The organism is Streptomyces sp. NPDC039424 (assembly GCF_055639495.1).
On record NZ_JBVKAI010000002.1, the window covers coordinates 543,722 to 565,476 of the forward strand.

Annotated in this window: 17 protein-coding genes and 1 pseudogene; 8 read left to right on the top strand and 10 right to left on the bottom strand. The window is 72.7% G+C overall.

Annotated elements, in window-relative coordinates; all coding sequences use genetic code 11:
- Positions 1-51: 51 nt before the first annotated feature.
- Genes ACZ7L0_RS07330 through ACZ7L0_RS07340 form a run of 3 tightly spaced genes read right to left on the bottom strand, consistent with a single transcriptional unit; the run spans position 52 to position 4,747 of the window.
- Complete coding sequence (locus ACZ7L0_RS07330) at positions 52-1,224, bottom strand: VWA domain-containing protein (protein WP_471241446.1); 1,173 nt, start codon at positions 1,222-1,224, stop codon at positions 52-54.
- Positions 1,221-3,620, bottom strand: coding sequence for a DUF5682 family protein (locus ACZ7L0_RS07335; RefSeq protein ID WP_471241447.1), 2,400 nt, complete (start codon positions 3,618-3,620; stop codon positions 1,221-1,223). Before ACZ7L0_RS07335 ends, ACZ7L0_RS07330 begins: the two co-directional genes overlap by 4 nt.
- Positions 3,617-4,747 carry an ATP-binding protein gene (locus tag ACZ7L0_RS07340; protein ID WP_471241448.1) on the bottom strand — a complete coding sequence of 377 codons (1,131 nt, stop codon included), beginning with the start codon at positions 4,745-4,747 and terminating at the stop codon, positions 3,617-3,619. The genes ACZ7L0_RS07335 and ACZ7L0_RS07340 overlap by 4 nt, the downstream gene beginning before the upstream one ends.
- A 132-nt stretch (positions 4,748-4,879) precedes the next feature.
- On the opposite strand from ACZ7L0_RS07340, the gene ACZ7L0_RS07345 reads away from it, so the two are divergent.
- On the top strand, positions 4,880-6,235 hold the full coding sequence (locus ACZ7L0_RS07345; RefSeq protein ID WP_471241449.1) for an SWIM zinc finger family protein: 1,356 nt from the start codon (positions 4,880-4,882) through the stop codon (positions 6,233-6,235).
- A 139-nt stretch (positions 6,236-6,374) separates the two neighbouring features.
- The gene (locus ACZ7L0_RS07350; protein WP_471241450.1) at positions 6,375-8,018 is read left to right on the top strand and encodes a DUF5691 domain-containing protein; all 1,644 of its coding nucleotides are present in this window, start codon (positions 6,375-6,377) and stop codon (positions 8,016-8,018) included.
- Here the strand turns inward: ACZ7L0_RS07350 and ACZ7L0_RS07355 are convergent.
- Positions 8,000-8,416, bottom strand: a complete 417-nt coding sequence (locus ACZ7L0_RS07355; RefSeq protein ID WP_471241451.1) for a cobalamin B12-binding domain-containing protein — start codon at positions 8,414-8,416, stop codon at positions 8,000-8,002. The genes ACZ7L0_RS07350 and ACZ7L0_RS07355 overlap by 19 nt on opposite strands.
- Positions 8,417-8,712: 296 nt before the next feature.
- Between ACZ7L0_RS07355 and ACZ7L0_RS07360 the strand changes: the two genes are divergently transcribed.
- On the top strand, positions 8,713-9,582 hold the full coding sequence (locus tag ACZ7L0_RS07360; RefSeq protein ID WP_471241452.1) for an esterase/lipase family protein: 870 nt from the start codon (positions 8,713-8,715) through the stop codon (positions 9,580-9,582).
- A 255-nt stretch (positions 9,583-9,837) separates the two neighbouring features.
- Complete coding sequence (locus tag ACZ7L0_RS07365) at positions 9,838-11,343, top strand: M23 family metallopeptidase (RefSeq protein WP_471241453.1); 1,506 nt, start codon at positions 9,838-9,840, stop codon at positions 11,341-11,343.
- A 3-nt stretch (positions 11,344-11,346) separates the two neighbouring features.
- On the opposite strand, the gene pcrA is transcribed toward ACZ7L0_RS07365, so the two are convergent.
- Positions 11,347-13,827 carry a DNA helicase PcrA gene (gene pcrA / locus ACZ7L0_RS07370; protein WP_471241454.1) on the bottom strand — a complete coding sequence of 827 codons (2,481 nt, stop codon included), beginning with the start codon at positions 13,825-13,827 and terminating at the stop codon, positions 11,347-11,349.
- A gap of 362 nt (positions 13,828-14,189) precedes the next feature.
- On the opposite strand from pcrA, the gene ACZ7L0_RS07375 reads away from it, so the two are divergent.
- On the top strand, positions 14,190-15,212 hold the full coding sequence (locus ACZ7L0_RS07375; protein ID WP_471241455.1) for a C40 family peptidase: 1,023 nt from the start codon (positions 14,190-14,192) through the stop codon (positions 15,210-15,212).
- 26 nt (positions 15,213-15,238) lie between these two features.
- On the top strand, positions 15,239-16,195 hold the full coding sequence (locus ACZ7L0_RS07380; protein ID WP_471241456.1) for a tellurite resistance/C4-dicarboxylate transporter family protein: 957 nt from the start codon (positions 15,239-15,241) through the stop codon (positions 16,193-16,195).
- On the opposite strand, the gene ACZ7L0_RS07385 is transcribed toward ACZ7L0_RS07380, so the two are convergent.
- Positions 16,173-16,526, bottom strand: coding sequence for a hypothetical protein (locus ACZ7L0_RS07385; protein ID WP_471241457.1), 354 nt, complete (start codon positions 16,524-16,526; stop codon positions 16,173-16,175). The two genes, ACZ7L0_RS07380 and ACZ7L0_RS07385, sit on opposite strands and share 23 nt — an antisense overlap.
- A 406-nt stretch (positions 16,527-16,932) precedes the next feature.
- Between ACZ7L0_RS07385 and ACZ7L0_RS07390 the strand changes: the two genes are divergently transcribed.
- Entirely contained in the window at positions 16,933-18,000 is a 1,068-nt protein-coding gene (locus ACZ7L0_RS07390; protein WP_471241458.1) for a C40 family peptidase, read from the top strand.
- A gap of 17 nt (positions 18,001-18,017) precedes the next feature.
- On the opposite strand, the pseudogene ACZ7L0_RS07395 reads toward ACZ7L0_RS07390, so the two are convergent.
- Both ACZ7L0_RS07395 and ACZ7L0_RS07400 read right to left on the bottom strand, forming a co-directional pair.
- Positions 18,018-18,245, bottom strand: a pseudogene (locus tag ACZ7L0_RS07395) (DUF397 domain-containing protein); the annotation flags it as partial.
- Positions 18,242-19,054 carry a helix-turn-helix domain-containing protein gene (locus tag ACZ7L0_RS07400; RefSeq protein ID WP_471241459.1) on the bottom strand — a complete coding sequence of 271 codons (813 nt, stop codon included), beginning with the start codon at positions 19,052-19,054 and terminating at the stop codon, positions 18,242-18,244. The gene ACZ7L0_RS07400 and the pseudogene ACZ7L0_RS07395, both read right to left, overlap by 4 nt.
- A 131-nt stretch (positions 19,055-19,185) precedes the next feature.
- Between ACZ7L0_RS07400 and ACZ7L0_RS07405 the strand changes: the two genes are divergently transcribed.
- Positions 19,186-19,626 carry an ATP-binding protein gene (locus ACZ7L0_RS07405; protein ID WP_471241460.1) on the top strand — a complete coding sequence of 147 codons (441 nt, stop codon included), beginning with the start codon at positions 19,186-19,188 and terminating at the stop codon, positions 19,624-19,626.
- Between the two features lie 7 nt (positions 19,627-19,633).
- On the opposite strand, the gene ACZ7L0_RS07410 is transcribed toward ACZ7L0_RS07405, so the two are convergent.
- The gene (locus ACZ7L0_RS07410) at positions 19,634-20,341 is read right to left on the bottom strand and encodes a LuxR C-terminal-related transcriptional regulator (RefSeq protein WP_471241461.1); all 708 of its coding nucleotides are present in this window, start codon (positions 20,339-20,341) and stop codon (positions 19,634-19,636) included.
- Positions 20,338-21,630, bottom strand: a complete 1,293-nt coding sequence (locus ACZ7L0_RS07415; RefSeq protein WP_471241462.1) for a PspC domain-containing protein — start codon at positions 21,628-21,630, stop codon at positions 20,338-20,340. Before ACZ7L0_RS07415 ends, ACZ7L0_RS07410 begins: the two co-directional genes overlap by 4 nt.
- Between the last annotated feature and the right edge of the window lie 125 nt (positions 21,631-21,755).

A 21,755-nucleotide genomic window follows, 5' to 3' on the forward strand; every position in this document is an offset into this window, starting at 1 on the left:
GCCCCCCGTTACCGATGGGTAGTCATGTCCGTTTTCTGGCCTGCCGTCACCTCACACGGTGTCCGGTATCGGAAGCGGGCGCTTCTCGATCGCCGCCGCCATCACCTCCGGGAAGAGATCGGGCGTACAGGCGAACGCCGGTGCGCCGAGCGCGGCGAGCGCGGCCGCGTGCTCCCGGTCGTACGCGGGCGCCCCCTCGTCCGACAGCGCGAGCAGCGTCACGAACTGCACCCCGGACGCCTTCATCGCCGCGACCCGCTTGAGCATCTCGTCGCGTATGCCGCCCTCGTAGAGGTCGCTGATCAGCACGACCACCGTCTCCGCGGGCCGGGTGATGCGCGACTGGCAGTAGGCGAGCGCGCGGTTGATGTCCGTACCGCCGCCGAGCTGGGTGCCGAAGAGGACGTCGACCGGGTCGTCCAGCTGGTCGGTGAGATCGACGACGGCCGTGTCGAAGACGACGAGCCGGGTGCTGATCGACCGCATGGAGGCGAGCACCGCCCCGAACACGGAGGCGTAGACGACGGACGCCGCCATCGAACCGGACTGGTCGACGCAGAGGACGACCTCCTTCTTCACCGACTGCGACGCCCGCCCGTAACCGATGAGCCGCTCCGGCACGACCGTCCGGTACTCCGGCAGATAGTGCTTGAGGTTGGCCGCGATCGTGCGGTTCCAGTCGATGTCGTGGTGGCGCGGCCGGCTGACCCGCGCGCTGCGGTCGAGGGCGCCGGTGAGCGTGGCCCGGGTGCGGGTGGCGAGCCGCTTCTCCAGGTCCTCGACGACCTTGCGCACGACCGCCCGCGCCGTCTCCTTGGTCGTCTCCGGCATGGCCTTGTTGAGCGAGAGCAGGGTGCCGACGAGGTGCACGTCGGCCTCCACCGCCTGCAGCATCTCCGGCTCCAGCAGCAGCGTGGCCAGCCCGAGCCGGTCGATGGCGTCCCGCTGCATCACCTGGACGACGGAGGAGGGGAAGTACGTGCGGATGTCGCCGAGCCAGCGCGCCACCGACGGCGCCGAGGCCCCGAGCCCGGCCGCGCGGTCCCGGCCCGTCCGCGGCCGTTCCCCCTTTCCGTAGAGCGCGGTCAGCGCCCCGTCCATCGCCGCGTCCCGCCCGGACAGGGCGCATCCGGTGCCGTCGGCCGCGTCCGAGCCGAGGACCAGCCGCCAGCGCCGCAGCCGCTCCCGGGCCGGGTCGTCGGCGTACGTCGGCTCGATCGTCATGTGCCCACCCCCACCAGGTCGTCGTCTTGGGCGTACACGCCGTCTTCGTCCAGGCCCAGCAGCAGCCGCACCACCGGCAGCACGGCGTCCGCGCGGCCGGGGTCGAGGTCGTCCGCGAAGCCGGGTATGCCGGATCCGGCGCCCGCCGTGGTCCCCCGCTCCCCCGGCCCGCGCCGCACCAGCTCCCCGAGGGTCCTGCGCACCCCCGCCTCGTACGCCGAGAACGTGCGCCGCAGCAGCGGCAGTACGTCCGTGAACGCCTCCGCCGGCACCCCGGTCAGCCAGGCGTCGACCAGGCCGAGCAGCCGCTCGTCGTGCACCAGCAGCATCCCGCCCCCGCCGCCGACGAAGCCCTCGATCCACGCGGCGGCGTCGGCGGGCGGCGTGCCCGGCGACAGCACGAGGCCCATCAGCCGGGCCGCCGCGTCCTGCGCCAACTCCCCCTCGTCCAGCAGGAGGCGCACGGCCCGGCCCCGGATCACCCCGGGCACGGTGTCCCGCCCGAAGAGCGTCCGCAGCACCGCGCGCCAGCGTGGGCGCAGATCGCCGCGGCCGGGGACGGCCGCCTCCGCGAGCAGGCCCACCGCCCCGTGCACCGCGTCCACATGGCCGCGCATCTCGTCGGCCGCGTCGGCGTCCAGGGCGGCGCAGGCCGGGGGCAGGCCGACGAAGACCCGCTCGGCGAGGCCCGCGGCGACCTCGGCGAGGGCCCGGGTGTCGGTGCCGCGCACGTCGCCGTAGCGCAGGGAGCGGACCAGGGCGGGGAGGGCCTGCGCGAGGTGGCCGGCGTCCGTGTCCAGCGCGGCCCGGTCGGCGAGCACGCGCATCACCACGGGCAGCGCGTCCGGCAGTCCGGCGAGCAGACAGTGCTCGGCGAGGGCGGTGACCTCGCCGAGGGAGCGCGCGGCCAGGGCGTCCGCCTCGGCCTTGGCCGTCGCGGCGGCGGACACGGTCGTCCCCCACACCCCGGCCTCGGCGACCCGCACCGACAACTCCGGCTCCCAGCGCAGCCGCCACGTCTCCCGGAAGGTGCCCGTACTGCCCCGGGAGGCGGCCGGTTCGCCCCAGCCGACGCCCAGCAGCCGCAGCCGGTGCAGCAGTCCGCTGCGCCCGGCGTCGGTCTCCTTGCGCAGGTCGAGCTCCAGTTCCCGCTCCAGCGCCTCCGGCTTGAGCCGGAGGCGGCGCTGCTGCCGGTCCAGATCGCGCCGCAACGGCACCGCGGGCGCCCCCTCGGGCACCTCGCCCAGCACGTCCCCGACCACCAGCCGGTCGTGCACCAGGGCCAGCGGCACGTCCGAGCCCTCGCACATCACCGCGCGCACGGCGTCGGTGGTCTCGCTCAGTCCGGCCAGCGGACGGCCGCGCATCGCGGCGAGCGTCTCGGCCAGCCGCACCGCCTCGATGACATGGGCCGAGGAGACGATCCGGTCCTCCTCGCGCAACAGGCCCGCGACCCTGGTCAGCCATCGTTCGACGGGCCGGTCCCGCGCGCCGAACAGATGTGCGTACCAGCCCGGGGAGTCGATGCCCGCGCCGTACCCGCCGGCCCGGGCCAGTCTGCGGTGCGTCCACGGCACCCACGTCATCTCCACCTTGGCCTTGGGCAGCCCCTTCAGCAGCGCCCGGTCCGCGGCGACGGTGGCCCTCTCCCGCAGCGCGGGCACGTGCCACGCCCCGCACACCACGGCCACCGCGCCCCCGAACTCCCGCTGGGCCGACCGCACCTGGAGCCGCATGTACGCCTCCCGCACCAGGTCCCGGGTGTGCCCGCCGGTGCCGTACCGCTCCCGCAGCGCCGCCATGGCCTCCTCCAGCGCGGCGAACGGCGCGAACGGGTCCCGGTCGCCCACGCCCCGGTGCTCGACGACGTCCTCCCACCAGCGCTCGGGGTCGTCGTAACCACCGGCCTCGGCGAGGGCGGCGAGCGGGTCGAGGCGCACGTCCTGCACTGCGGCGGGCTCGGCGGCTTCTACCTCCCCTCTCTCTCCCCCTTCTCCCTCTCCCCCTTCTCCCTCTCCCTCGTCTCCCTCTCCCTCGTTTCTCCCCCACGCCAGCGTGTGTGTGGCGGGCAGGTCGATGAAGCGGGCCGGGATCCCGTGCTCCAGGGCCCAGCGGATCGCCACCCACTCGGGGGAGAACTCGGCCAGCGGCCAGAACGCCGAGCGGCCCGGCTCGTCCACGGCGTGGGCGAGGAGCGCGACCGGGGGCCGCATCCCGTCGTCGGCGGCCAGCGGGATCAGGGCGTCGGCCTCGGGCGGCCCCTCGATCAGCACCACGCCCGGCCGGGCGGCCTCCAGCGCGGCCCGCACCGCCCGCGCCGAGCCCGGCCCGTGGTGCCGCACGCCGAGCAGCAGCGGACCGGCGGCCGACGCCTCCGGCCGTCGGGAGTCGTTCACACGCTCACCTCCCGGCAGGCCCGGTAGAAGTCCTTCCAGCCGTCCCGCTCACGGACGACCGTCTCCAGGTACTCCTGCCAGATGACGCGGTCGGCGGCCGGGTCGCGGACGACGGCGCCGAGGATGCCCGCGGCCACGTCGCCCGGCCGCAGCACGCCGTCGCCGAAGTGGGCGGCCAGCGCCAGGCCGTTGGTGACGACGGAGATGGCCTCGGCGGTGGACAGGGTGCCGCTGGGCGACTTCAGCTTCGTACGACCGTCGGCGGTCAGTCCGTCGCGCAGCTCGCGGAAGACGGTCACGACGCGGCGGATCTCGTCGATGCCGTCGGGCACGGCCGGCAGGTCGAGGGAGCGGCCGATCTGGTCGACGCGCCGGGAGACGATGTCGACCTCGGCGTCGGCGCTCTCCGGCAGCGGCAGCACCACCGTGTTGAAGCGGCGGCGCAGGGCGCTGGAGAGGTCGTTGACCCCGCGGTCGCGGTCGTTGGCCGTGGCGATGAGGTTGAACCCGCGGACGGCCTGCACCTCTTGGCCCAGTTCCGGTATCGGCAGGGTCTTCTCGGACAGGATCGTGATCAGCGTGTCCTGCACATCGGCCGGTATGCGGGTCAGCTCCTCGACGCGGGCCGTCATGCCCTCCGCCATGGCCCGCATGACCGGGCTGGGCACCAGGGCGTCGCGACTGGGGCCGTGGGCGAGCAGCCGGGCGTAGTTCCAGCCGTAGCGGATCGCCTCCTCCGGGGTGCCCGCCGTGCCCTGCACCAGCAGGGTCGAGTCGCCGCTGACGGCCGCGGCCAGGTGCTCCGACACCCAGGTCTTGGCGGTGCCGGGCACGCCGAGCAGCAGCAGCGCCCGGTCGGTGGCGAGCGTGGTGACGGCGACCTCGACGATGCGGCGCGGGCCCACGTACTTCGGTGTGATCACCGTGCCGTCCGGCAGCGTGCCGCCGAGCAGGTACGTCGCGACCGCCCACGGCGACAGCTTCCAGCGGACCGGGCGCGGGCGGTCGTCCTGCGCGGCCAGCGCGGCGAGTTCGGCGGCGAAGGCGTCCTCGGCGTGCGGCCTGAGCGCCTCGGCCGGCTGCTTGCCGTCCGCCTGCACGGACGTCGGTTCCACGGACACAGACATGGCTGAGGCCCCCTCCAGCTCGGCCGGTTCGGATCTGTCACCAACCCTGCACCACGCCACTGACAATCGCTCTGACCTGCACAAACGGGCTCGCGAGGGTGATTGTCAGTGGTGGGATCTACCGTCGGTGGCATGACTGAGCAGGGGGTGCGCTGGACCGCGGAGCAGGTGCTGGCACTGGCGCCTGACGCCGCGTCACGCAAGGCGGGAAGCAAGCTCGGCGCGGCCGGGCCGTGGTCCGGGACGGGGAGTTCCGACGAGGGGACGGTGTGGGGACTGTGCAAGGGCAGTGGCGGCAAGCCGTATCAGACGGTCGTCGACATCGCGGACACGGGCGGGGCCGCGTACAAGTGCAGTTGCCCGAGCCGCAAGTTCCCGTGCAAGCACGCGCTCGGCCTGCTGTTGCTGTGGGCGGGCGAGGACGGCGCGGTGCCGACGGCCGAGCCGCCGGACTGGGCCGAGCAGTGGCTCACGGGCAGACGGAAGCGCGCGCAGGAGAAACGGACGGCGGGCGAGGGGGGTTCCCAGTCCGGCCCCGGTGATCCCGAGGCGGCGCGGCGCCGGACCCAGCGGCGCGCCGAGCGGGTCACCGCGGGGGCCACGGAGCTCGAGCAGCGGCTGGAGGACCTGCTGCGCGGCGGCCTCGCCTCGGCGGAGCAGGCGGGGTACGGGCTGTGGGAGGAGACCGCGGCCCGCATGGTCGACGCGCAGGCGCCGGGGCTGGCCGCCCGGGTGCGGGAGCTGGGGGCGATACCGGCGTCCGGTCCCGGCTGGCCGGTGCGGCTGCTGGAGGAGTGCGCGCTGCTGCACCTCCTCGACCAGGGCTGGCTGCGCCGCGAGCGGCTGCCGGACGGCCTGGCGGCGACGGTCCGCTCCCGCGTCGGCCTGCCCGCCGCGGCGGACGGCCCGCCGGTGCGCGACCGCTGGCTCGTCCTCGCCCAGCACGACACGTCCGACGCGAAACTGACCACGCGCCGGATATGGCTGCACGGCGCCGAGTCGGGCCGCACGGCTCTGCTGCTGTCGTACGGCGCGGCCGGCCGTGCCCCCGAGCTGGCGCTGCCGGTCGGCCTGGTCCTGGAGGCGGAGGTGTCCGTCTACCCGGGCGCCGGGCAGCTGCGGGCGGCCCTGGGCGAACAGTTCGCCCCGCCCGCGCCCGCGGCGATCCGGCCGCCCGGTCTGACCACGGCACAGGCCGCCGCGCGGTACGGCGAGGCGCTGCGCGAGGACCCGTGGCTGGACGCGGTCCCCGTGACGCTGGACCGGGTCGTCCCGGCCCCGGACGGCGACTCCTGGCAACTGGCGGACGCCGGCACCGACTCGGCGCTTCCGCTCTCCCCCGCCGCCCGCTCCCGCCCGGGCCTGTGGCGCCTCGTCGCCCTCTCCGGCGGCGCCCCCGTCACGGTGTTCGGCGAGTGCGGCCACCGGGGCTTCACCCCGCTGACGGCCTGGCCGGCGGGGCCGGGGGAAGCGGTGTCGCTGTGCTGACCGGGTGGTGTGCCCAGCCGTGCCGACCCGGCATTTCGCCCGAATGCAGCACTTACGGGAATGCCCGCTCCCCCACGGGACACCCGATGCAGATGACCGTTCAACCACTCCGCCGCACTCACTGACCGAGAGGCACCTCATGAACCGCACCCCCGCTCCGGCGGACGCGCCCGTGGCCGGCGCCTGGGAGGAGCTCGTCACCGCGGCCCTGCTCGGCACCGACCGGCGCCCGCCCGCGGGGAGCGCCCCCGGCCGGGAGGCGCCGGTGGCGCTGCTGGACGCGGCGGCCGTGGAGACCGTACGACGGCGGGCCGGGCTGCGTCCGGCGCCCGCGGCCCGGCGGCCCGAACCGGCCCCCGAGGACCCGCGTCCCGCCCTGCCCGCCCCGGCGGCGCGCAGGCTGGCGATGCTGCTGGCCGACCGTCCCGGCGTGGGCGGCGGGGGCCGCCGGGGCAGCTCGCCCGATCTCATGGAGCTGCTGCCGCAGTGGCTCGCGGCGGCGAACGCGCGCGGATTCGCCCCGCCACCACAGGTGTTGCCCGCGCTGCTGGACGCGGCCCGGGGACGTACGGACCTGCGCCCTGCCGTGCTGGCCTTCGCGGGGCCGCGGGCGCTGTGGCTGGCCCGGCTGAACGCCGATTGGCGGTTCGCCCTGCGGGCGGCGCCCGGCGGCGGCGCGGCGCTGCCGGACCCCGACGACACCGACGAGGTGCGACGGCTCTGGCAGGAGGGGCTGTTCGCCGAGCGGGTCGCGCTGCTCACGGCGATCCGGGCGCGCGGGCCCGCGGTCGCGCGGGAACTGCTCCAGGCCACCTGGGCGTCGGAGCGCGCGGAGGACCGGCTGATGTTCCTCGACTCGCTGCGCACGGGTCTCGCCGCGGAGGACGAGCCCTTCCTGGAGCAGGCGCTGGCCGACCGCAGCCGCAACGTACGGGCGACGGCGGCCGAGTTGCTGTCCGCGCTGCCCGGCTCGGCGCTGGCCGCGCGGATGGCGGTCCGGGCGGAGGCCTGCGTGGCCCTCGACCACACACGGGACGCGCCGACGATCGTGGTGGAAGCGCCCCTTGAGTGCGACACGAGGATGGAGAGAGACGGTGTAGTGCCCAAACCTCCTACCGGCAGAGGGGAACGGTCGTGGTGGCTGGGTCAGTTGGTGGAGGCCGCGCCGCTCGGGACCTGGTCGGGGCGGCTCGGCGGACGCATGCCCCAGGAGATCGTGGCACTGCCGGTCGCGGACGGCTGGCAGGGCGAACTGCACGCGGCCTGGTGCCGTGCGGCGGTGCGGCAGCGGGACGCCGAGTGGTCCCGGGCGCTGCTGGGTTCACCGTCGGCGCCCGAGGCGGGCGGTCCCGGGGCGGTCTCCCTGGCCGAGCGGGCGAAGCTGCTGGACACGCTGGACGCCGGGGAACGGGCCGCGTGGGTCGCCGGGTTCATCGCGACGCACGGGCTGTCGGAGGCGTTCCAGCTGCTCGGGGTGTGCGCGGTGCCGTGGGCCGCGCCGCTCGGGCGGGCGGTGGTGGACGCCCTCGACATCGCACGGGAGGCGGGGAGCTATCCATGGAGTTTCAGTGGCGTGATGGGCCTGGCCGAGCGGTGTCTGGATCCCTCGGAGGCCTCACGGCTGGACGGGCTGCTGGCGGTGCCGGACGAGCGGGAGGACGCGTCGCCGGGAGCCGGTGGGTACTGGGCGGAGGCGTTCCAACGGCTGATGACGACACTGCGTCTGCGCGCTGCGATGGCGGACGAGCTGGGTCCGGCCGGGGTTCACGCCTCCGCGGGCTGACGCGCGTTCTCCCGCACCCACTCCACGATGGAAGCCGTCGTCGCCCCGGGCGTGAAGATCTCCGCGACGCCCTTCTCCTTCAGGGGGGCGATGTCGGCCTCGGGGATGATGCCGCCGCCGAAGACCAGGATGTCCTCGGCGTCGCGCTCCTTGAGGAGGTCGATGACCGCCGCGAAGAGGGTGTTGTGGGCGCCGGAGAGGATGGACAGGCCGATCGCGTCGGCGTCCTCCTGGATCGCGGTGTCGACGATCTGCTCCGGAGTCTGGTGGAGGCCGGTGTAGATGACCTCCATGCCGGCGTCGCGCAGCGCCCGCGCGATCACCTTGGCGCCGCGGTCGTGGCCGTCGAGCCCCGGCTTGGCCACCACCACGCGGATCGGACCGGCTGCCACACCCATCACTGCCTCCATGAAGCGAGAAGTGAACGAACGTTATCTACAGCATCCCGCGACCGCCAGTTTCACTGCACTGACCGAGGGGGAAATCACACGGTGGGACACGTTCGGGAGCCGCGGCGTGGTCCACGGGGTCACGAAGGGCACGTAGGGAAGGCAGGGCGGGACGCCGCGCGCGCCGTATGCCTCACGCATCTCACGCGAGCCGCTCGCGCCCCGTCGGCCACACTCCTCGCGGCATCCCATGAGGGCACACGGGGGGCAGGGCCGTCCTCCGGGGTGTCGACAGGAGGTCGGCCATGAAGGTCACCGGGGCACTGGACTCCATATTCCCGCTCTGTCGCCGCCTCGTGCCGGACAGAATCGCGGGACTCTCCCTGGCGCTCCTGAAGGCCACCGCCCTGGAAGCCGCGATCCTCGCGGGACATCTGCTGCTCTATCCGACCGGGATCGTCCAGGAGCGCCGCTCCCCGGTCGTCAGGGTGCCCGCGCCGGACGGCGGCGCCAAGCTGCCGGTTCAGGACCGGCCCCCGGTCGTCCTGCTGCACGGTTTCATCGACAACCGCTCGGTCTTCCTGCTGCTGCGCCGCAATCTGCTGCAGCACGGCAGGCAGCGGGTCGAGTCGCTCAACTACTCGCCGCTGACCCGGGACATCCGTATCGCGGCGGAGCTGCTGGGCCGGCACATAGAGGAGGTGTGCGAGCGGACCGGCAGCCCCCAGGTCGACGTCGTGGGCCACAGCCTCGGCGGGCTGATAGCGCGTTACTACGTGCAGCGGCTCGGCGGTGACCGCCGGGTCCGTACGCTCGTGACGCTCGGCAGCCCGCACGGCGGCACCCGGGTCGTACCGCTGGCGGACGCGCACCCGATCGTGCGCCAGATGCGCCCCGGTTCGGAGCTGATCGAGGAGCTGGCCCGGCCCGCGGCCGGCTGCCGTACGTACTTCGTCAGCTTCTGGAGCGACCTCGACTCCCTGATGGACCCGCTGGAGACCGCCCGGATCGACCACCCCGACCTGATGGCGCTGAATGTGCCGGTGACCGGGGTCGGTCATCTCGCCCTGCCCGTGCACCCAGCGGTCGCGGCCGGGATACGGCAGGCGCTGGACGAGGAACAGCCGGCCCCGGGGGCCGCGAAACGCCGGGGCGGCCTCACGGTCGCTTCCTGATCCCGGCTCGCGATCGGAGGCGCCGGGCGGCGCAACACCCGCCCGGCGCGGCCCGTTTACCGGTCCCGGGCGCCCCCGTCATCGAACATTCTTCGAACACAAAGCCAAACCCGCGTCCATCGTCCCCCGAAACACGGCCGAATGCCCGTTTCCTGCGAGCGTGAAACCGGCCGAAGATTGTCGCGCCCGCGTACCGCCGGGTACAGTCGCCGCACTGCTCTGCCAGCCCCTGTTGTCGAGGCGAAAGAGAAGTTGGTGAACGACCGTCACCCGTCGGGGGCCATGACCACCCCGACTCCGGCTTCCGACGCCGCCTCCGCGCACTACGCGTCCTCCGGCGATCACGAAGCCCAGTACGGCGACTTCACCACGTACGGCGGGTACGGCGCCACCGGTTTCGACACCGGCGCCCACCCCACGGCCTTCGAGACCGACCCGCTCTTCGGCAGCCTCCCGGGCGAGGGCCACGCCACCGGCGCGTACGACACCACGCAGTGGACGACCGGCGGCCACCAGAGCACGCACTACGACCCGTACGCGGCCCAGCACCACACCGCCTACGACTCCGGTTACGACTCCGGCGCCTACGACACCACCGCCTGGACGACCGGCCACCAGCAGCTGGGCGGCATTCCGCACCAGGCCACGGCGCCCGACGTCAGCGGCCAGTGGGACGCCAGCGCCTGGCTCCAGCCCGACCAGGCCACCGCCGCCCAGACCCAGCAGTGGGAATGGGGCACGCAGGCCTTCGACACCGGCGCGTACGACGCCACGCAGTGGAACTCCGACGGCGCCGCGACCGCCACCGAGCCCGAGCAGCAGCAGCCCGAGCCCTTCGACCAGCAGGCGACCGCCACCTTCGAGCAGCTCCCGTACGAGGAAGCCGCCGAGGAACACCCGGTGGAAGACGGCGAGCAGGCGGCCACGGGTGAACTGCCCACCGTCGCTACCCTGCTCGACGACCAGGAAGAGGTCACCCCGGCCTCACCCCGCCCGGGCTCCCGCAGCGCGGCCCGCTCCCGCCGCCGTACGCCCCCCAAGCGCTCCGCGCTGCTGACCGTCGCCGTGCCCTCGGCGTGTGTGATGGGGGTCGCCGGCATCGCCGCCGCCTCCGTCGGCAGCCTGACCGACGGCGGCAAGGAGACCACCGCCTCCGCCGCCACCGCCACCGCGCAGACGAAGTCGGTGAAGCCGTCCGCCGCCAACAACAAGCTGGACACCCAGCTCGAAAGCCTCTCCGCCGGCGCCGACGACTTCGCCGACCGGGCCAGCCGTACGCAGGAGCGCATCGACCTCAAGGCCGAGCAGGAGGCCGAGAAGAAGAAGGCGGCGGCGGAGGCGGCCCGCAAGGAGCGGCTGCGCCCCAAGTACGTCCTTCCGGTCGCGCAGAAAGGGCTCAGCGCCTATTACGGCCAGGCGGGCGTGAACTGGATGTCCGTGCACACAGGCATCGACTTCCCCGTCTCGTACGGCACGACCGTGATGGCCGCGACCGACGGCACCGTACGGACGCAGTGGAACAGCGCCTACGGCAACATGCTGATCCTGACGGCGAAGGACGGCACGGAGACCTGGTACTGCCACCTCTCCAGTTACCGGGTTCCCTCCGGTACGACCGTCAAAGCCGGGCAGCCGATCGCGTACTCCGGGAATTCGGGCAACTCCACCGGACCCCACCTGCACTTCGAGGTGAGGCCCGCCGGTGGGTCGGCGATCGACCCGCTGCCGTGGCTGCGCAGCCACGGCCTCGACCCGACGTAGGACCTACAGCTTCTCCACCGGCGCGTACCGCAGCAGCAGCCGCTTCGGCTTGGTGTCGCCGAAGTCGATCGTCGCCTCGGCGTTCGCCCCCGTGCCCTTCACCGCGACGACCGTGCCGAGCCCGAACTGGTCGTGCGTCACCCGGTCCCCGACGGCCACGGCCACCACCGGCTTCTCCGAGGCCCGGCGTGTGGCGAAGCCGGAGGCACCCGACGCCGAGGAGCGCGAACGGGACGAGGACAGGGAGGCCGCCACCCCGGACGCCGGCCCCGAGGACACCGGTGCCGTCGCTCCCGTCCGCTTCCACTGCAGATGGGCGGCCGGGATCTCCTCCAGGAAGCGGGAGGGCGGGTTGTACGACGGCTGGCCCCAGGCGCTGCGCATCGCCGACCGGGTCAGATACAGCCGCTCCCGCGCTCGCGTGATGCCGACGTACGCCAGGCGGCGCTCCTCCTCCAGCTCCTTGGTCTGCCCGAGGGCGCGCATGTGCGGGAAGACCCCGTCCTCCATGCCGGTCAGGAAGACCACCGGGAACTCCAGGCCCTTGGCGGTGTGCAGGGTCATCAGCGTGATGACGCCGTCGCCGTCCTCCTCGTCGGGGATCTGGTCGGAGTCGGCGACCAGGGCGACCTGCTCCAGGAAGTCGGACAGCCCCACCGGCTCACCCTCGCCGCGCTCCTGCTCGAACTCCAGGGCCACGGACGCGAGTTCCTGGAGGTTCTCGATGCGGGTCTCGTCCTGCGGGTCGGTGGAGGCCTGCAACTCGGCCAGGTATCCGGTGCGTTCGAGGACGGCTTCCAGGACGGTCGCCGGGCCCGCGCCGGACTCGACGATCGTACGGAGCTCCTCCATCAGCACGTTGAACCGCCGGACCGCGTTCGTCGACCGCGCCGCCATGCCGTACGCCTCGTCGACGCGCTTCAGCGCCTGCGGGAAGCTGATCTTCTCGCGCTGGGAGAGGGCGTCGATCATCGCCTCGGCGCGCTCGCCGATGCCGCGCTTGGGCACGTTGAGGATGCGGCGCAGCGGCACCGAGTCCTCGGGGTTGGCCAGCACCCGCAGGTAGGCCAGGACGTCCCGGACCTCCTTGCGTTCGTAGAAGCGGACGCCGCCGACCACCTTGTAGGGCAGGCCGACGCGGATGAAGATCTCTTCGAAGACACGGGACTGGGCGTTGGTGCGGTAGAAGACGGCGACGTCGCCGGCCTTCGCCTCGCCCGCGTCGGTGAGACGGTCTATCTCGTCGGCGACGAACTGAGCCTCGTCGTGCTCGGTGTCGGCGACGTACCCGGTGATGTGGGCGCCCGCGCCCGCGTTGGTCCACAGGTTCTTCGGGCGGCGGGACTCGTTGCGCTCGATGACCGCGTTGGCGGCGGAGAGGATCGTCTGGGTGGAGCGGTAGTTCTGCTCCAGCAGGATCGTCGTCGCGTTCGGGTAGTCCTCCTCGAACTGGAGGATGTTGCGGATGGTCGCCCCGCGGAAGGCGTAGATCGACTGATCGGCGTCACCCACCACGCACAGCTCGGCGGGCTGGAGGTCGTCCTCGGCGGGCGGCACGTCCACCGGGTGCCCGGCGGTGCCGACGAGCTCGCGCACGAGGGCGTACTGGGCGTGGTTGGTGTCCTGGTACTCGTCGACCAGGACGTGGCGGAAGCGGCGGCGGTAGTGCTCGGCGACGTCCGGGAACGCGCGCAGCAGGTTGACCGTCGTCATGATCAGGTCGTCGAAGTCGAGGGCGTTGGCCTCGCGCAGCCGCGACTGGTAGAGGGCGTAGGCCTGGGCGAGGGTCTTCTCGAAGCCGTCCGCCGCCTGGGCGGCGAAGTCCTCCTCGTCGATCAGCTCGTTCTTCAGGTTGGAGATCTTGGCGCTGAAGGACTTCGGCGGGTAGCGCTTGGGGTCGAGGTCCAGGTCGCGGCAGACCAGGGCCATCAGGCGCTTGGAGTCGGCGGCGTCGTAGATCGAGAAGGAGGAGGTGAAGCCGAGCTTCTTCGACTCCCTGCGCAGGATGCGTACGCACGCGCTGTGGAAGGTCATCACCCACATCGCGTTGGCGCGCGGGCCGACGAGGTGCTCGACACGCTCCTTCATCTCGCCCGCGGCCTTGTTGGTGAAGGTGATCGCGAGGATCTGGCCCGGGTGGACGCCGCGTTCGCCCAGCAGGTGGGCGATGCGGTGGGTGAGCACGCGGGTCTTGCCGGAGCCTGCGCCGGCCACGATGAGCAGCGGGGAGCCGGAGTGGACGACGGCGGCGCGCTGGTTGTCGTTCAGCCCGTCCAGCAGCGCTGCCGGGTCCACGGCCGGGCGGGGGGCGCCGTCCCGGTAGTAGGAGTCCCGGTCCGGCGGCACGTCGAACTTCCCGCCGAACAGATCGTCCGGAACCGGCTCCGGAGCGTGATCGTCCTCGGGCGGCGGCGGAGGTTCCTCCTCGTGCCCGCGGGGGGCCTGGAGGTTCGCCAGGAAGCTGTCGTCAAAGAGGCTGCTCATCGCTCTCCGAGTCTAGGGCGCCCCACTGACATCCGGTCGCCGCCCCGGGAACATGACCGGATTCACCGCCGGACTTCCCGTTCACTCTGCGCAGCAGCGCTGTCACCTGGGAGAATCTCGGCCCGGCTCTCGATGACGTATCGGGCATATCTCCCATCAACCTTCACAGTAGCCACACGAGTTGGCTACCGTTCCGGGCGGGCCGCACGCCCCCCACCGGCGAACGTCGCCGGACCGCGCGGCCTCCGCCGAGTCCGGCACGCCCTCCGCGGCGGCGCAGGGCACCGCTGGGCACCGCTCCGAAGCACCCGCCCGAGCCCGCGGTCGGCCCGGCAGGCGGAACGTGGAAGGAGTCGCCCCCCTTGGCCTCGCACCACAAGTCGCGCCCCGCGGACACGCGCGTCCCCGGCGACCGGCCGAGCCCGGAAGAGGTCGAGAAGAAGCTCGACGACCTGTACCGACGGGCGGATCCGGCCACCGAGAAGAACGACGAGGCCAAGGAGACGGCCGGCAGGCAGCGCAGGCGCGTCGACACCCTCCTCGGCGAGGTGGCCCGGCGCACCGAGAAGCTCAACAAGGCGCGCGGGAAGCTGGGTTCCTTCGCCGCGGCCCAGTACCGGCCCGGGGCCGCCGCCCGCGACACCGACGCCTTCCTGCTCGCGGACACTCCGCAGGGCTACTTCGACCAGAACCAGTTGATGAGCCGGCTGACCGCGCGGCGGAAGGGCGCGGGCGACGACTCCGCCACGCAGCAGTCCGCGACCGTGAGGAGGCAGCAGGAGGCCACCGAGAGCCCCGAGCCGCCGGCCGAGTCGCAGAACGACCTGCGGACCGCCAAGGCCACCGTCCAGAGGAAGCTGGCCACCGCGCGCGAACTGCTGTCAACGCTGACGGCACAGGCACAGGCACAGACACAGGGGCAGGCGCAGAGGCAGGGGCAGGGGCGGTGGCGACGACGGGAAGGCGACGCCGCCGGCTCCTCCGTCCCGTCCGGTTCACTCGGTTCATCCGTTTCATCCGGCTCGTACGCCACCAAGGCCGAGAAAGCGATCGCCTTCGCCCGCGAACAGATCGGCAAGCCCTACGTCTGGGGCGCCACCGGCCCCGGCTCCTACGACTGCTCCGGCCTCACCCAGGCCGCCTGGAAGGCCGCCGGCGTCAGCCTGCCGCGCACCACCGACGACCAGGCCCACGCCGGCACCACCGTCTCCCTCGGTGACGCCCTCCCCGGTGACCTGGTCTTCTTCCACGACGACGTGAGCCACGTCGGCGTCTACACCGGCGACGGCATGATGATCCACGCCCCCAGGCCCGGCACCTACGTCCGCGAGGAGTCGGTCCACCACGACGAATCGATCATCCACAGCGTGGTGCGACCTGCCTGAGCCGCCGCGCCCCTAACATCGGGCGCATGCCCGGCCCCTCCTCCCCCCTCCACGTCTGGTGGGTGCGGCGTTCACCGGCGGGCGGCGCCGCCGTGATGGCGGCCGGGATCGTGTCGGTGGGGCTGTGGCTGGCGGGCTACGAGGTGGTGTCGCGGGTCGCCCTCGGGGTGGCCTGCGCCGCCTGGCTGGGGTTCGCGGCGGGCTTCGCCGTACGGCTGCTGCGGGAGCGGGAGCGGTGGTCGGCGGAGGCCGACACGCCGGGCGCGCTCACCGCCGTGGCCGCCACCGCGGTGCTGGGGACCGGTTTCTCGCTGCTGGGTGGACAGGTCGTGGCCGAGGCGCTGCTCGCGCTGGCGGCCGTGCTCTGGCCGGTGCTGCTGCTCCGTGTCGTACGGCACTGGGGGCGGCGCATGCCGGGGACGGTGTTCCTGGCCTGTGTGGCCACCCAGGGGATCGCCGTGCTGGGGGCCGTGCTGGCCGCGGCCACGGCGACGGCCTGGCTCGCGCACACGGCGCTCGTGCTGTTCTGGCTGGGGCTGGTGCTCTACGGGCTCGCGCTGGTCCGGTTCGATCCGCGGCAGGTGATCGAGGGGGCCGGGGACCACTGGATCGCGGGCGGCTCGCTCGCCGTCTCGGCGCTGGCCGGGGCGCGGCTGATCGCCGCCGACAGCCCGCGCCTGTACCTGTGGAACGACGACGACCGCAGCGTCCTGCGCACCGTGACCCTCGCCCTGCTCGTGCTGGACCTGGCCTGCTATGCCGCCCTGCTGGTCGCGGAGGCGGCCCGGCGCCGGCCGCGTTATGACGTACGGCGCTGGTCGACGGTGTTCCCGATGGGAATGACGGCGGCGTCCACGCTGTCCGTCGGCGCCGCCCTCGGGATCCCGTGGCTGCGGGGGCCGGGGGTCGTGCTGGTGTGGGTGTCGGTGGCGGTGTGGCTCGCGGTGGCCGTCGGGGCGGTCAGGTCCACAGCACGGCGATGAAGATGTTCGCCGTGGTCAGCAGGCCCACCAGGCCGAAGAGGCCCTTGTCCACCCGCTCGTCGTCCCGCTTCACGTAGACGAGCCCGAGGATCACGATCAGCAGGGCCAGCTTCACGCCGATCTTGATGTTGTTGACGTGGTGGTCGTCGGCCTGGTTGAGCCCGACCAGGATCACGCCGGTGACCAGCATGGTGAGCGCGCCGTGCAGCATCGCGGGGACGAAGCGGGCCTCGCCCCGTCCCATGGCCTTCAGCTGGGCGAGGAAGCCGCCGAGGAGCGCGGCGATGCCGACGATGTGCAGGCCGACGAAGAGATGGATGAGTACGTCCATGAGGCCGGAGCCTAATCAGGGACCCTGGAGCCTTCGGGCACCGGGCCCACACCTACACACGGCCCCTATAGCAGCCGACGGCCCCCGCATGCCCCCGAACGGCCGCATCGGTCAGCACACCGCGCGAAGTCGGCGGCTCCGGAACCGGATCCGGGTCATGTGCGGACACCTGCCGGTCCGGTCACGCCAGTTCCGTACATTGCGTTACAAATTCGTTGCTGTCGGGATTAGCGTCCTCCCCCAGGTGACCGGCTCCCCACCGCCGCCCGGGCCAGGGGCGGCAGTCGGACACCACCGCCGAGGAGGTCCGGCGGCGGCCCGCCACCCCTGTGCGGACCGCCGCCGGACGCGTAAACCGCCCTTCCGCTACGACGGAGCGGCCGTACGAAAGGACGTGACGGTCCAGGTGGCAGCGCACCGCAAGCCCCGACAGCGCTCGCTCAGCGGCAACACGGCCCGGACGGCGGTCACCATAGCCCTGGCAGGCGCGGCGACCGCGACGGGCTTCGACGGGACCGGGCACGCCGAGCCGCAGCTGACGCCGGCACAGGTCAAGGCCAAGGTGGACAAGCTGTACCAGGAGGCCGAGGTCGCCACCGAGAAGTACAACGGCGCGAAGGAGAAGGCGGAGGCGGCCCGGCAGCGGCTGAAGACGCTGCGGGACGAGGCGGCCCGCAAGGAGGAGAAGCTGAACTCGGCGCGGGAGGCGCTGGGGACGATCGCCACGGCGCAGTACCGCGGCGGCGGGCTCGATCCGGCACTGCAGCTCGTACTGTCCGACGACCCCGACCAGTACCTGGACGGCGCCGCGCTCGCCGAGCGGGCGGGCGACCGGCAGTCGCGGGCCGTCGCGCGGGTACGGAAGCGGCTGCGGGAGATCGAGCAGCTGCGGGGCGCCGCCCACATCGAACTGGCCTCGCTCAAGACCAGACAGGCCGAGCTGAAGCGGCAGAAGAAGACCGTCACCGGCAAGCTGGACGAGGCCCAGCGGCTGCTGTCCCGGCTGACCCCGCGGGAGCGCACGGCGGCCACGGCGGACGGCGGGGCCGCGGGGCACGCCTCGCGCTCGGCCACGGACGGTACGCGCGGCGCCCTCACCGCCCCCGGCTCCCTCGCGGCACCCGACTCCCGCGCGGCGGCGGCCGTCGCCTACGCCTACCAGAAGCTCGGCAGCCCCTATGTGTGGGGCGCGACCGGCCCGCACGCCTTCGACTGCTCGGGCCTCGCCCAGGCCGCCTACCGCTCCGCCGGCATCTCCCTGCCCCGCACGACGTACGCCCAGATCAACGCGGGCCGCCGCGTCTCACGGTCCGAACTCGCCCCCGGGGACCTGGTGTTCTTCTACTCCGGCATCAGCCACGTCGGCATCTACGTGGGCGACGGTCAGATGATCCACGCACCGAACCCGTCAGCGCCGGTGCGGCTGGCACCGCTGGACGCGATGCCGTTCGCGGGGGCGACGCGGGTGGTGTGAGACGCCGTACGGGCGTACGCGACGAACGCGGTCCAGGCGGCCCCGGCGACGGCGAAGCGGGGGCTCTGGGGGCCGAGCTTCGAGTCTCGGACGTGGATGGTGTGGGGGCAGGGGGCGACTTCTACGCAGGCGGCATCTTCGAAGTCGCTGTGGCTGGACTTGCGCCAGTCGAGGGCGACTTCGAGGCAGTTGCCGCCTTCGGTGCCGCTGTAGCTGGACTTGAACCATCGCAGGTCCTTGTTCATTGCTCCTCCGCCACCTTGACAATGAATCGCGCGGACTCCGAAAGGCTCAGCGCCTGCCGCAGGATCATTGCATGGCGCTGCGTGGCGATGCTGACGCGATCTGGGTCCGAGTAGAGCACTCCGGTCGTCTGCCCCTCTTCGTACCCAAGGTGCTCGTGCTCTGACGTCTCCAGCAAGACGAGTGGCCCGTTGAGGCCCGGATGCGCACCGACGATCGGCAGCACCTGCACAGTCACGTTCCGTTGCTCAGCCACTGCCAGCAGGTGCCGCAACTGACACGAGTGCGCTTCGGCTCCTCCGACCTTGTTCCGCAGCGCCGATTCGCCGATGACGAAACTGAAGGATCTGGTCTGCTTCGCCAGAAGATCCTGCCGCTTGAGCCGGGCCGTCACACGCTCTTCGACCGTTTCGTCATCCAAGGGCGGCCAGTGGGCTTTGAGCAGGGAGCGTGCGGTCCCCTCCGTCTGCAGGAGCCCCGGGATGAGCAGCGGCTCGTACGAGCTCAGTGAGATGGCCTCGGACTCGTACCGGATGAAGTCCTGCGAGAACGTCGGGAAAGGCTCTGGCTTCAAGTACTCCTGAGCCGCGACAAGCTTCCCGCCCGCCCCGCACACCTGGTCGGCGATCTGCAGTAACCGCAGCGTGGGCCGACGGCGACCGTTCTCCATCGACTTGACGTACTCGTAGTCATAACCGGCCTCCTTGGCCAGCGCATCGCGACCGACCCCCGCTTCCGTGCGCCACAGCTTGATCTGGCTGCCGCAGTACCGCCACGCGATCGGCGGCTGGGAGTTCACCTCGGTCGACACGCACACCTCCGCGGGGTCCACGACGGGTACAACCACCCGCTGTACCTACGCCGTTACTCGTGAGGCTACGCGCGACCCGAGACCGTGATCTGGCCAAACGCCAGAACTTCGACGCAAGGGATGAACAGCGCATGCAGACCCCGTGGCCCCCGCTCCCCACGACGGCCGCACCGAAGGACATCGAGTGGCGCCTGCCCCGTCACGCACGAAGCGTGGGCAGGGCACGCGTGCTGTTTCGCGAGCAGGCGGTGTCCTGGGGCCTGCCTCAGGAGGTGACGGACGCGGCGGAGCTCCTCCTGAGCGAACTGATGACGAACGCGTACCGCCACGCGCGGGTCCCGGCCGGCCGCGAGATCTGGGCCCGCTGCGTCGTCACGGTGGACCGAGTGCGTGTGACCGTGACCGACGCGGACGACACGCTCCCGACGCCGGGCGCTGCCTCCTGGGACGACGAGTCGGGCCGGGGCCTCGCGCTGGTGACGGCGCTGGCGGACGACTGGGGCGCGGAGAGAAGGGTGTGCGGCATCGGCAAAGAGGTGTGGTTCGAGCTGGACGTGCCTCAGCCCGCCTGAAGCACGGTCACACCAGCCGTCGGGCCGTCGCCCAGCGGGTCAGCTCGTGCCGGTTGGAGAGCTGGAGCTTGCGCAGGACGGCGGAGACGTGGGACTCGACCGTCTTGACGGAGATGAACAGCTGCTTGGCTATCTCCTTGTAGGCGTAGCCGCGGGCGATGAGGCGCAGCACCTCGCGTTCGCGCTGGGTGAGCCGGTCGAGATCCTCGTCGACCGGCGGGGCGTCGGTGGAGGCGAAGGCGTCGAGGACGAAGCCGGCCAGGCGCGGGGAGAAGACCGCGTCGCCCTCCTGGACACGGAAGACGGAGTCGACCAGGTCCGTGCCGGTGATCGTCTTGGTGACGTAACCGCGGGCACCGCCGCGGATCACGCCGATCACGTCCTCCGCGGCGTCCGAGACGGACAGGGCGAGGAAGCGGACCGGCTGCTCGGCGTCGGCCATCAACGGGGCGCAGCGGCGCAGGACTTCCACCCCGCCGCCACCGGGCAGATGGACGTCGAGGAGGACCACCTCGGGCCGGGTCGCGGTGATCACGGTGACCGCCTGGTCGACGTCGGCGGCCTCGCCGACGACCTCGACACCGGTCTCCTCGGTCCGGCCGATCTCGGCCTGGACGCCTGTACGGAACATGCGGTGGTCGTCGACGAGGACCACGCGCACCCGGCGCTCACCCGCCGCCCCCGCCGTGCCGTTCGCCTCGGTCGCGTCGCTCATGACGTCTTCTCCGCCCTCTCCATCTCCAGCTCGACCTCCGTGCCGCCGTCCGGCACCGCCCGCAGCCGGGCCGTGCCGCCGTGGCGCTCCATGCGGCCGATGATCGATTCTCTGACACCCATGCGGTCGGCGGGTATCGAGTCCAAATCGAAGCCCGGGCCACGGTCGCGGACGGACACGAAGACCGTCCTGCCCTCGACTTCGGCGTAGACCTGCACGGCGCCGCCCTCGCCACCGTACTTGGCGGCGTTCACCATCGCTTCGCGCGCGGCCTGCATCTGGGCCCCGATCCGTTCGTCGAGCGGGCAGTCGCCGACCACGACGACCTCGATCGGGACGCCGTGCTTGTCCTCCACCTCGGCGGCGTTGCGTTTCACCGCGTCGGCGAGGGTGGCCGGTTCGTCGGCCTCGTCCTTGCCGTTGCCCTCGGGTTTGTAGAGCCAGGCGCGCAGGTCGCGCTCCTGCGCGCGGGCGAGACGGCGCACCTCGCCCGCGTTCTCCGCGTTGCGCTGGATCAGGGTCAGGGTGTGCAGCACGGAGTCGTGGACGTGTGCGGCGACCTCGGCGCGCTCCTGGGCGCGGATGCGCATCAGGCGCTCCTCGGAGAGGTCCTGGGTCATACGGACCAGGTAGGGACCGGCGAGCAGCGTTATGCCGACGAGGACCGCGAGGGCGGCCTGGAGGACCGAGCCGAGGTGGGCGGCGGAGCCTTGCAGGACGAACATGCCGGAGACGCCGGCGGCGACGAGCAGGACGCCGGCGCCCGCCCGCAGGAGGGTGAGGGTGCGGCGGCGTCTGCCGACCTCGACCCAGCGGGCCCGGCGGGCGTTGTCCGCCTGGCGCCAGACGAGGGCGACGCCCGCGCCGACGAGGACGGCGGGTATGAGGTACGCCTTCGCCGCGTTGCCGAGGTTGACGCTGCCCACGAACACCATGGCCACGACGACCATGAGGAGCAGGGCGACGATCTGGCCCCGGTCCGGCCTGCGGGCGACCAGTCTGCGCCGGCCGTCCGGTGCGGTCTCGGTGCCGACCAGCGACGGTGACCTCTGGTCGCCCACGCCGCCGACGCCGAGCGGGACGAAGAACCAGAACGCCGCGTACAGCAGCGCGCCGAGGCCGTCGGCCAGGAGCAGGCTCACGAAGACGAGCCGCACCCAGATCACGGGCAGGCCGAGGTGCCCGGCGAGGCCCCGCGCCACGCCACCGAGCCAGCGGCCGTCGCTGCTGCGGTAGAGCTTGCGCAGGGGCCGCGGGTCGTCGAGTGGCACTGCTGCGGCTTCCGGCATGCCAACGATGTTCACACGGCCGGAGCAGTGGGGCATCAGGGTCCGTCCCCGAGACACCCCTGATCTTCGGAAAGACCGGATGTCGAACAGGTCCCCCGCACCGTCTCAGGGCGATCTCAGGGTTC

Excerpts from the sequence above, each read along its gene's own strand:
- ACZ7L0_RS07380 (WP_471241456.1), top strand. The coding sequence starts at position 15,239 with ATGCCCGGCCCCTCCTCCCCCCTCCACGTCTGGTGGGTGCGGCGTTCA.
- ACZ7L0_RS07345 (WP_471241449.1), top strand. The coding sequence starts at position 4,880 with ATGACTGAGCAGGGGGTGCGCTGGACCGCGGAGCAGGTGCTGGCACTG.
- ACZ7L0_RS07385 (WP_471241457.1), bottom strand. The coding sequence starts at position 16,526 with ATGGACGTACTCATCCATCTCTTCGTCGGCCTGCACATCGTCGGCATC.
- ACZ7L0_RS07410 (WP_471241461.1), bottom strand. The coding sequence starts at position 20,341 with ATGAGCGACGCGACCGAGGCGAACGGCACGGCGGGGGCGGCGGGTGAG.
- ACZ7L0_RS07360 (WP_471241452.1), top strand. The coding sequence starts at position 8,713 with ATGAAGGTCACCGGGGCACTGGACTCCATATTCCCGCTCTGTCGCCGC.
- pcrA (WP_471241454.1), bottom strand. The coding sequence starts at position 13,827 with ATGAGCAGCCTCTTTGACGACAGCTTCCTGGCGAACCTCCAGGCCCCC.
- ACZ7L0_RS07405 (WP_471241460.1), top strand. The coding sequence starts at position 19,186 with ATGCAGACCCCGTGGCCCCCGCTCCCCACGACGGCCGCACCGAAGGAC.
- ACZ7L0_RS07350 (WP_471241450.1), top strand. The coding sequence starts at position 6,375 with ATGAACCGCACCCCCGCTCCGGCGGACGCGCCCGTGGCCGGCGCCTGG.
- ACZ7L0_RS07330 (WP_471241446.1), bottom strand. The coding sequence starts at position 1,224 with ATGACGATCGAGCCGACGTACGCCGACGACCCGGCCCGGGAGCGGCTG.
- ACZ7L0_RS07355 (WP_471241451.1), bottom strand. The coding sequence starts at position 8,416 with ATGGGTGTGGCAGCCGGTCCGATCCGCGTGGTGGTGGCCAAGCCGGGG.
- ACZ7L0_RS07415 (WP_471241462.1), bottom strand. The coding sequence starts at position 21,630 with ATGCCGGAAGCCGCAGCAGTGCCACTCGACGACCCGCGGCCCCTGCGC.
- ACZ7L0_RS07340 (WP_471241448.1), bottom strand. The coding sequence starts at position 4,747 with ATGTCTGTGTCCGTGGAACCGACGTCCGTGCAGGCGGACGGCAAGCAG.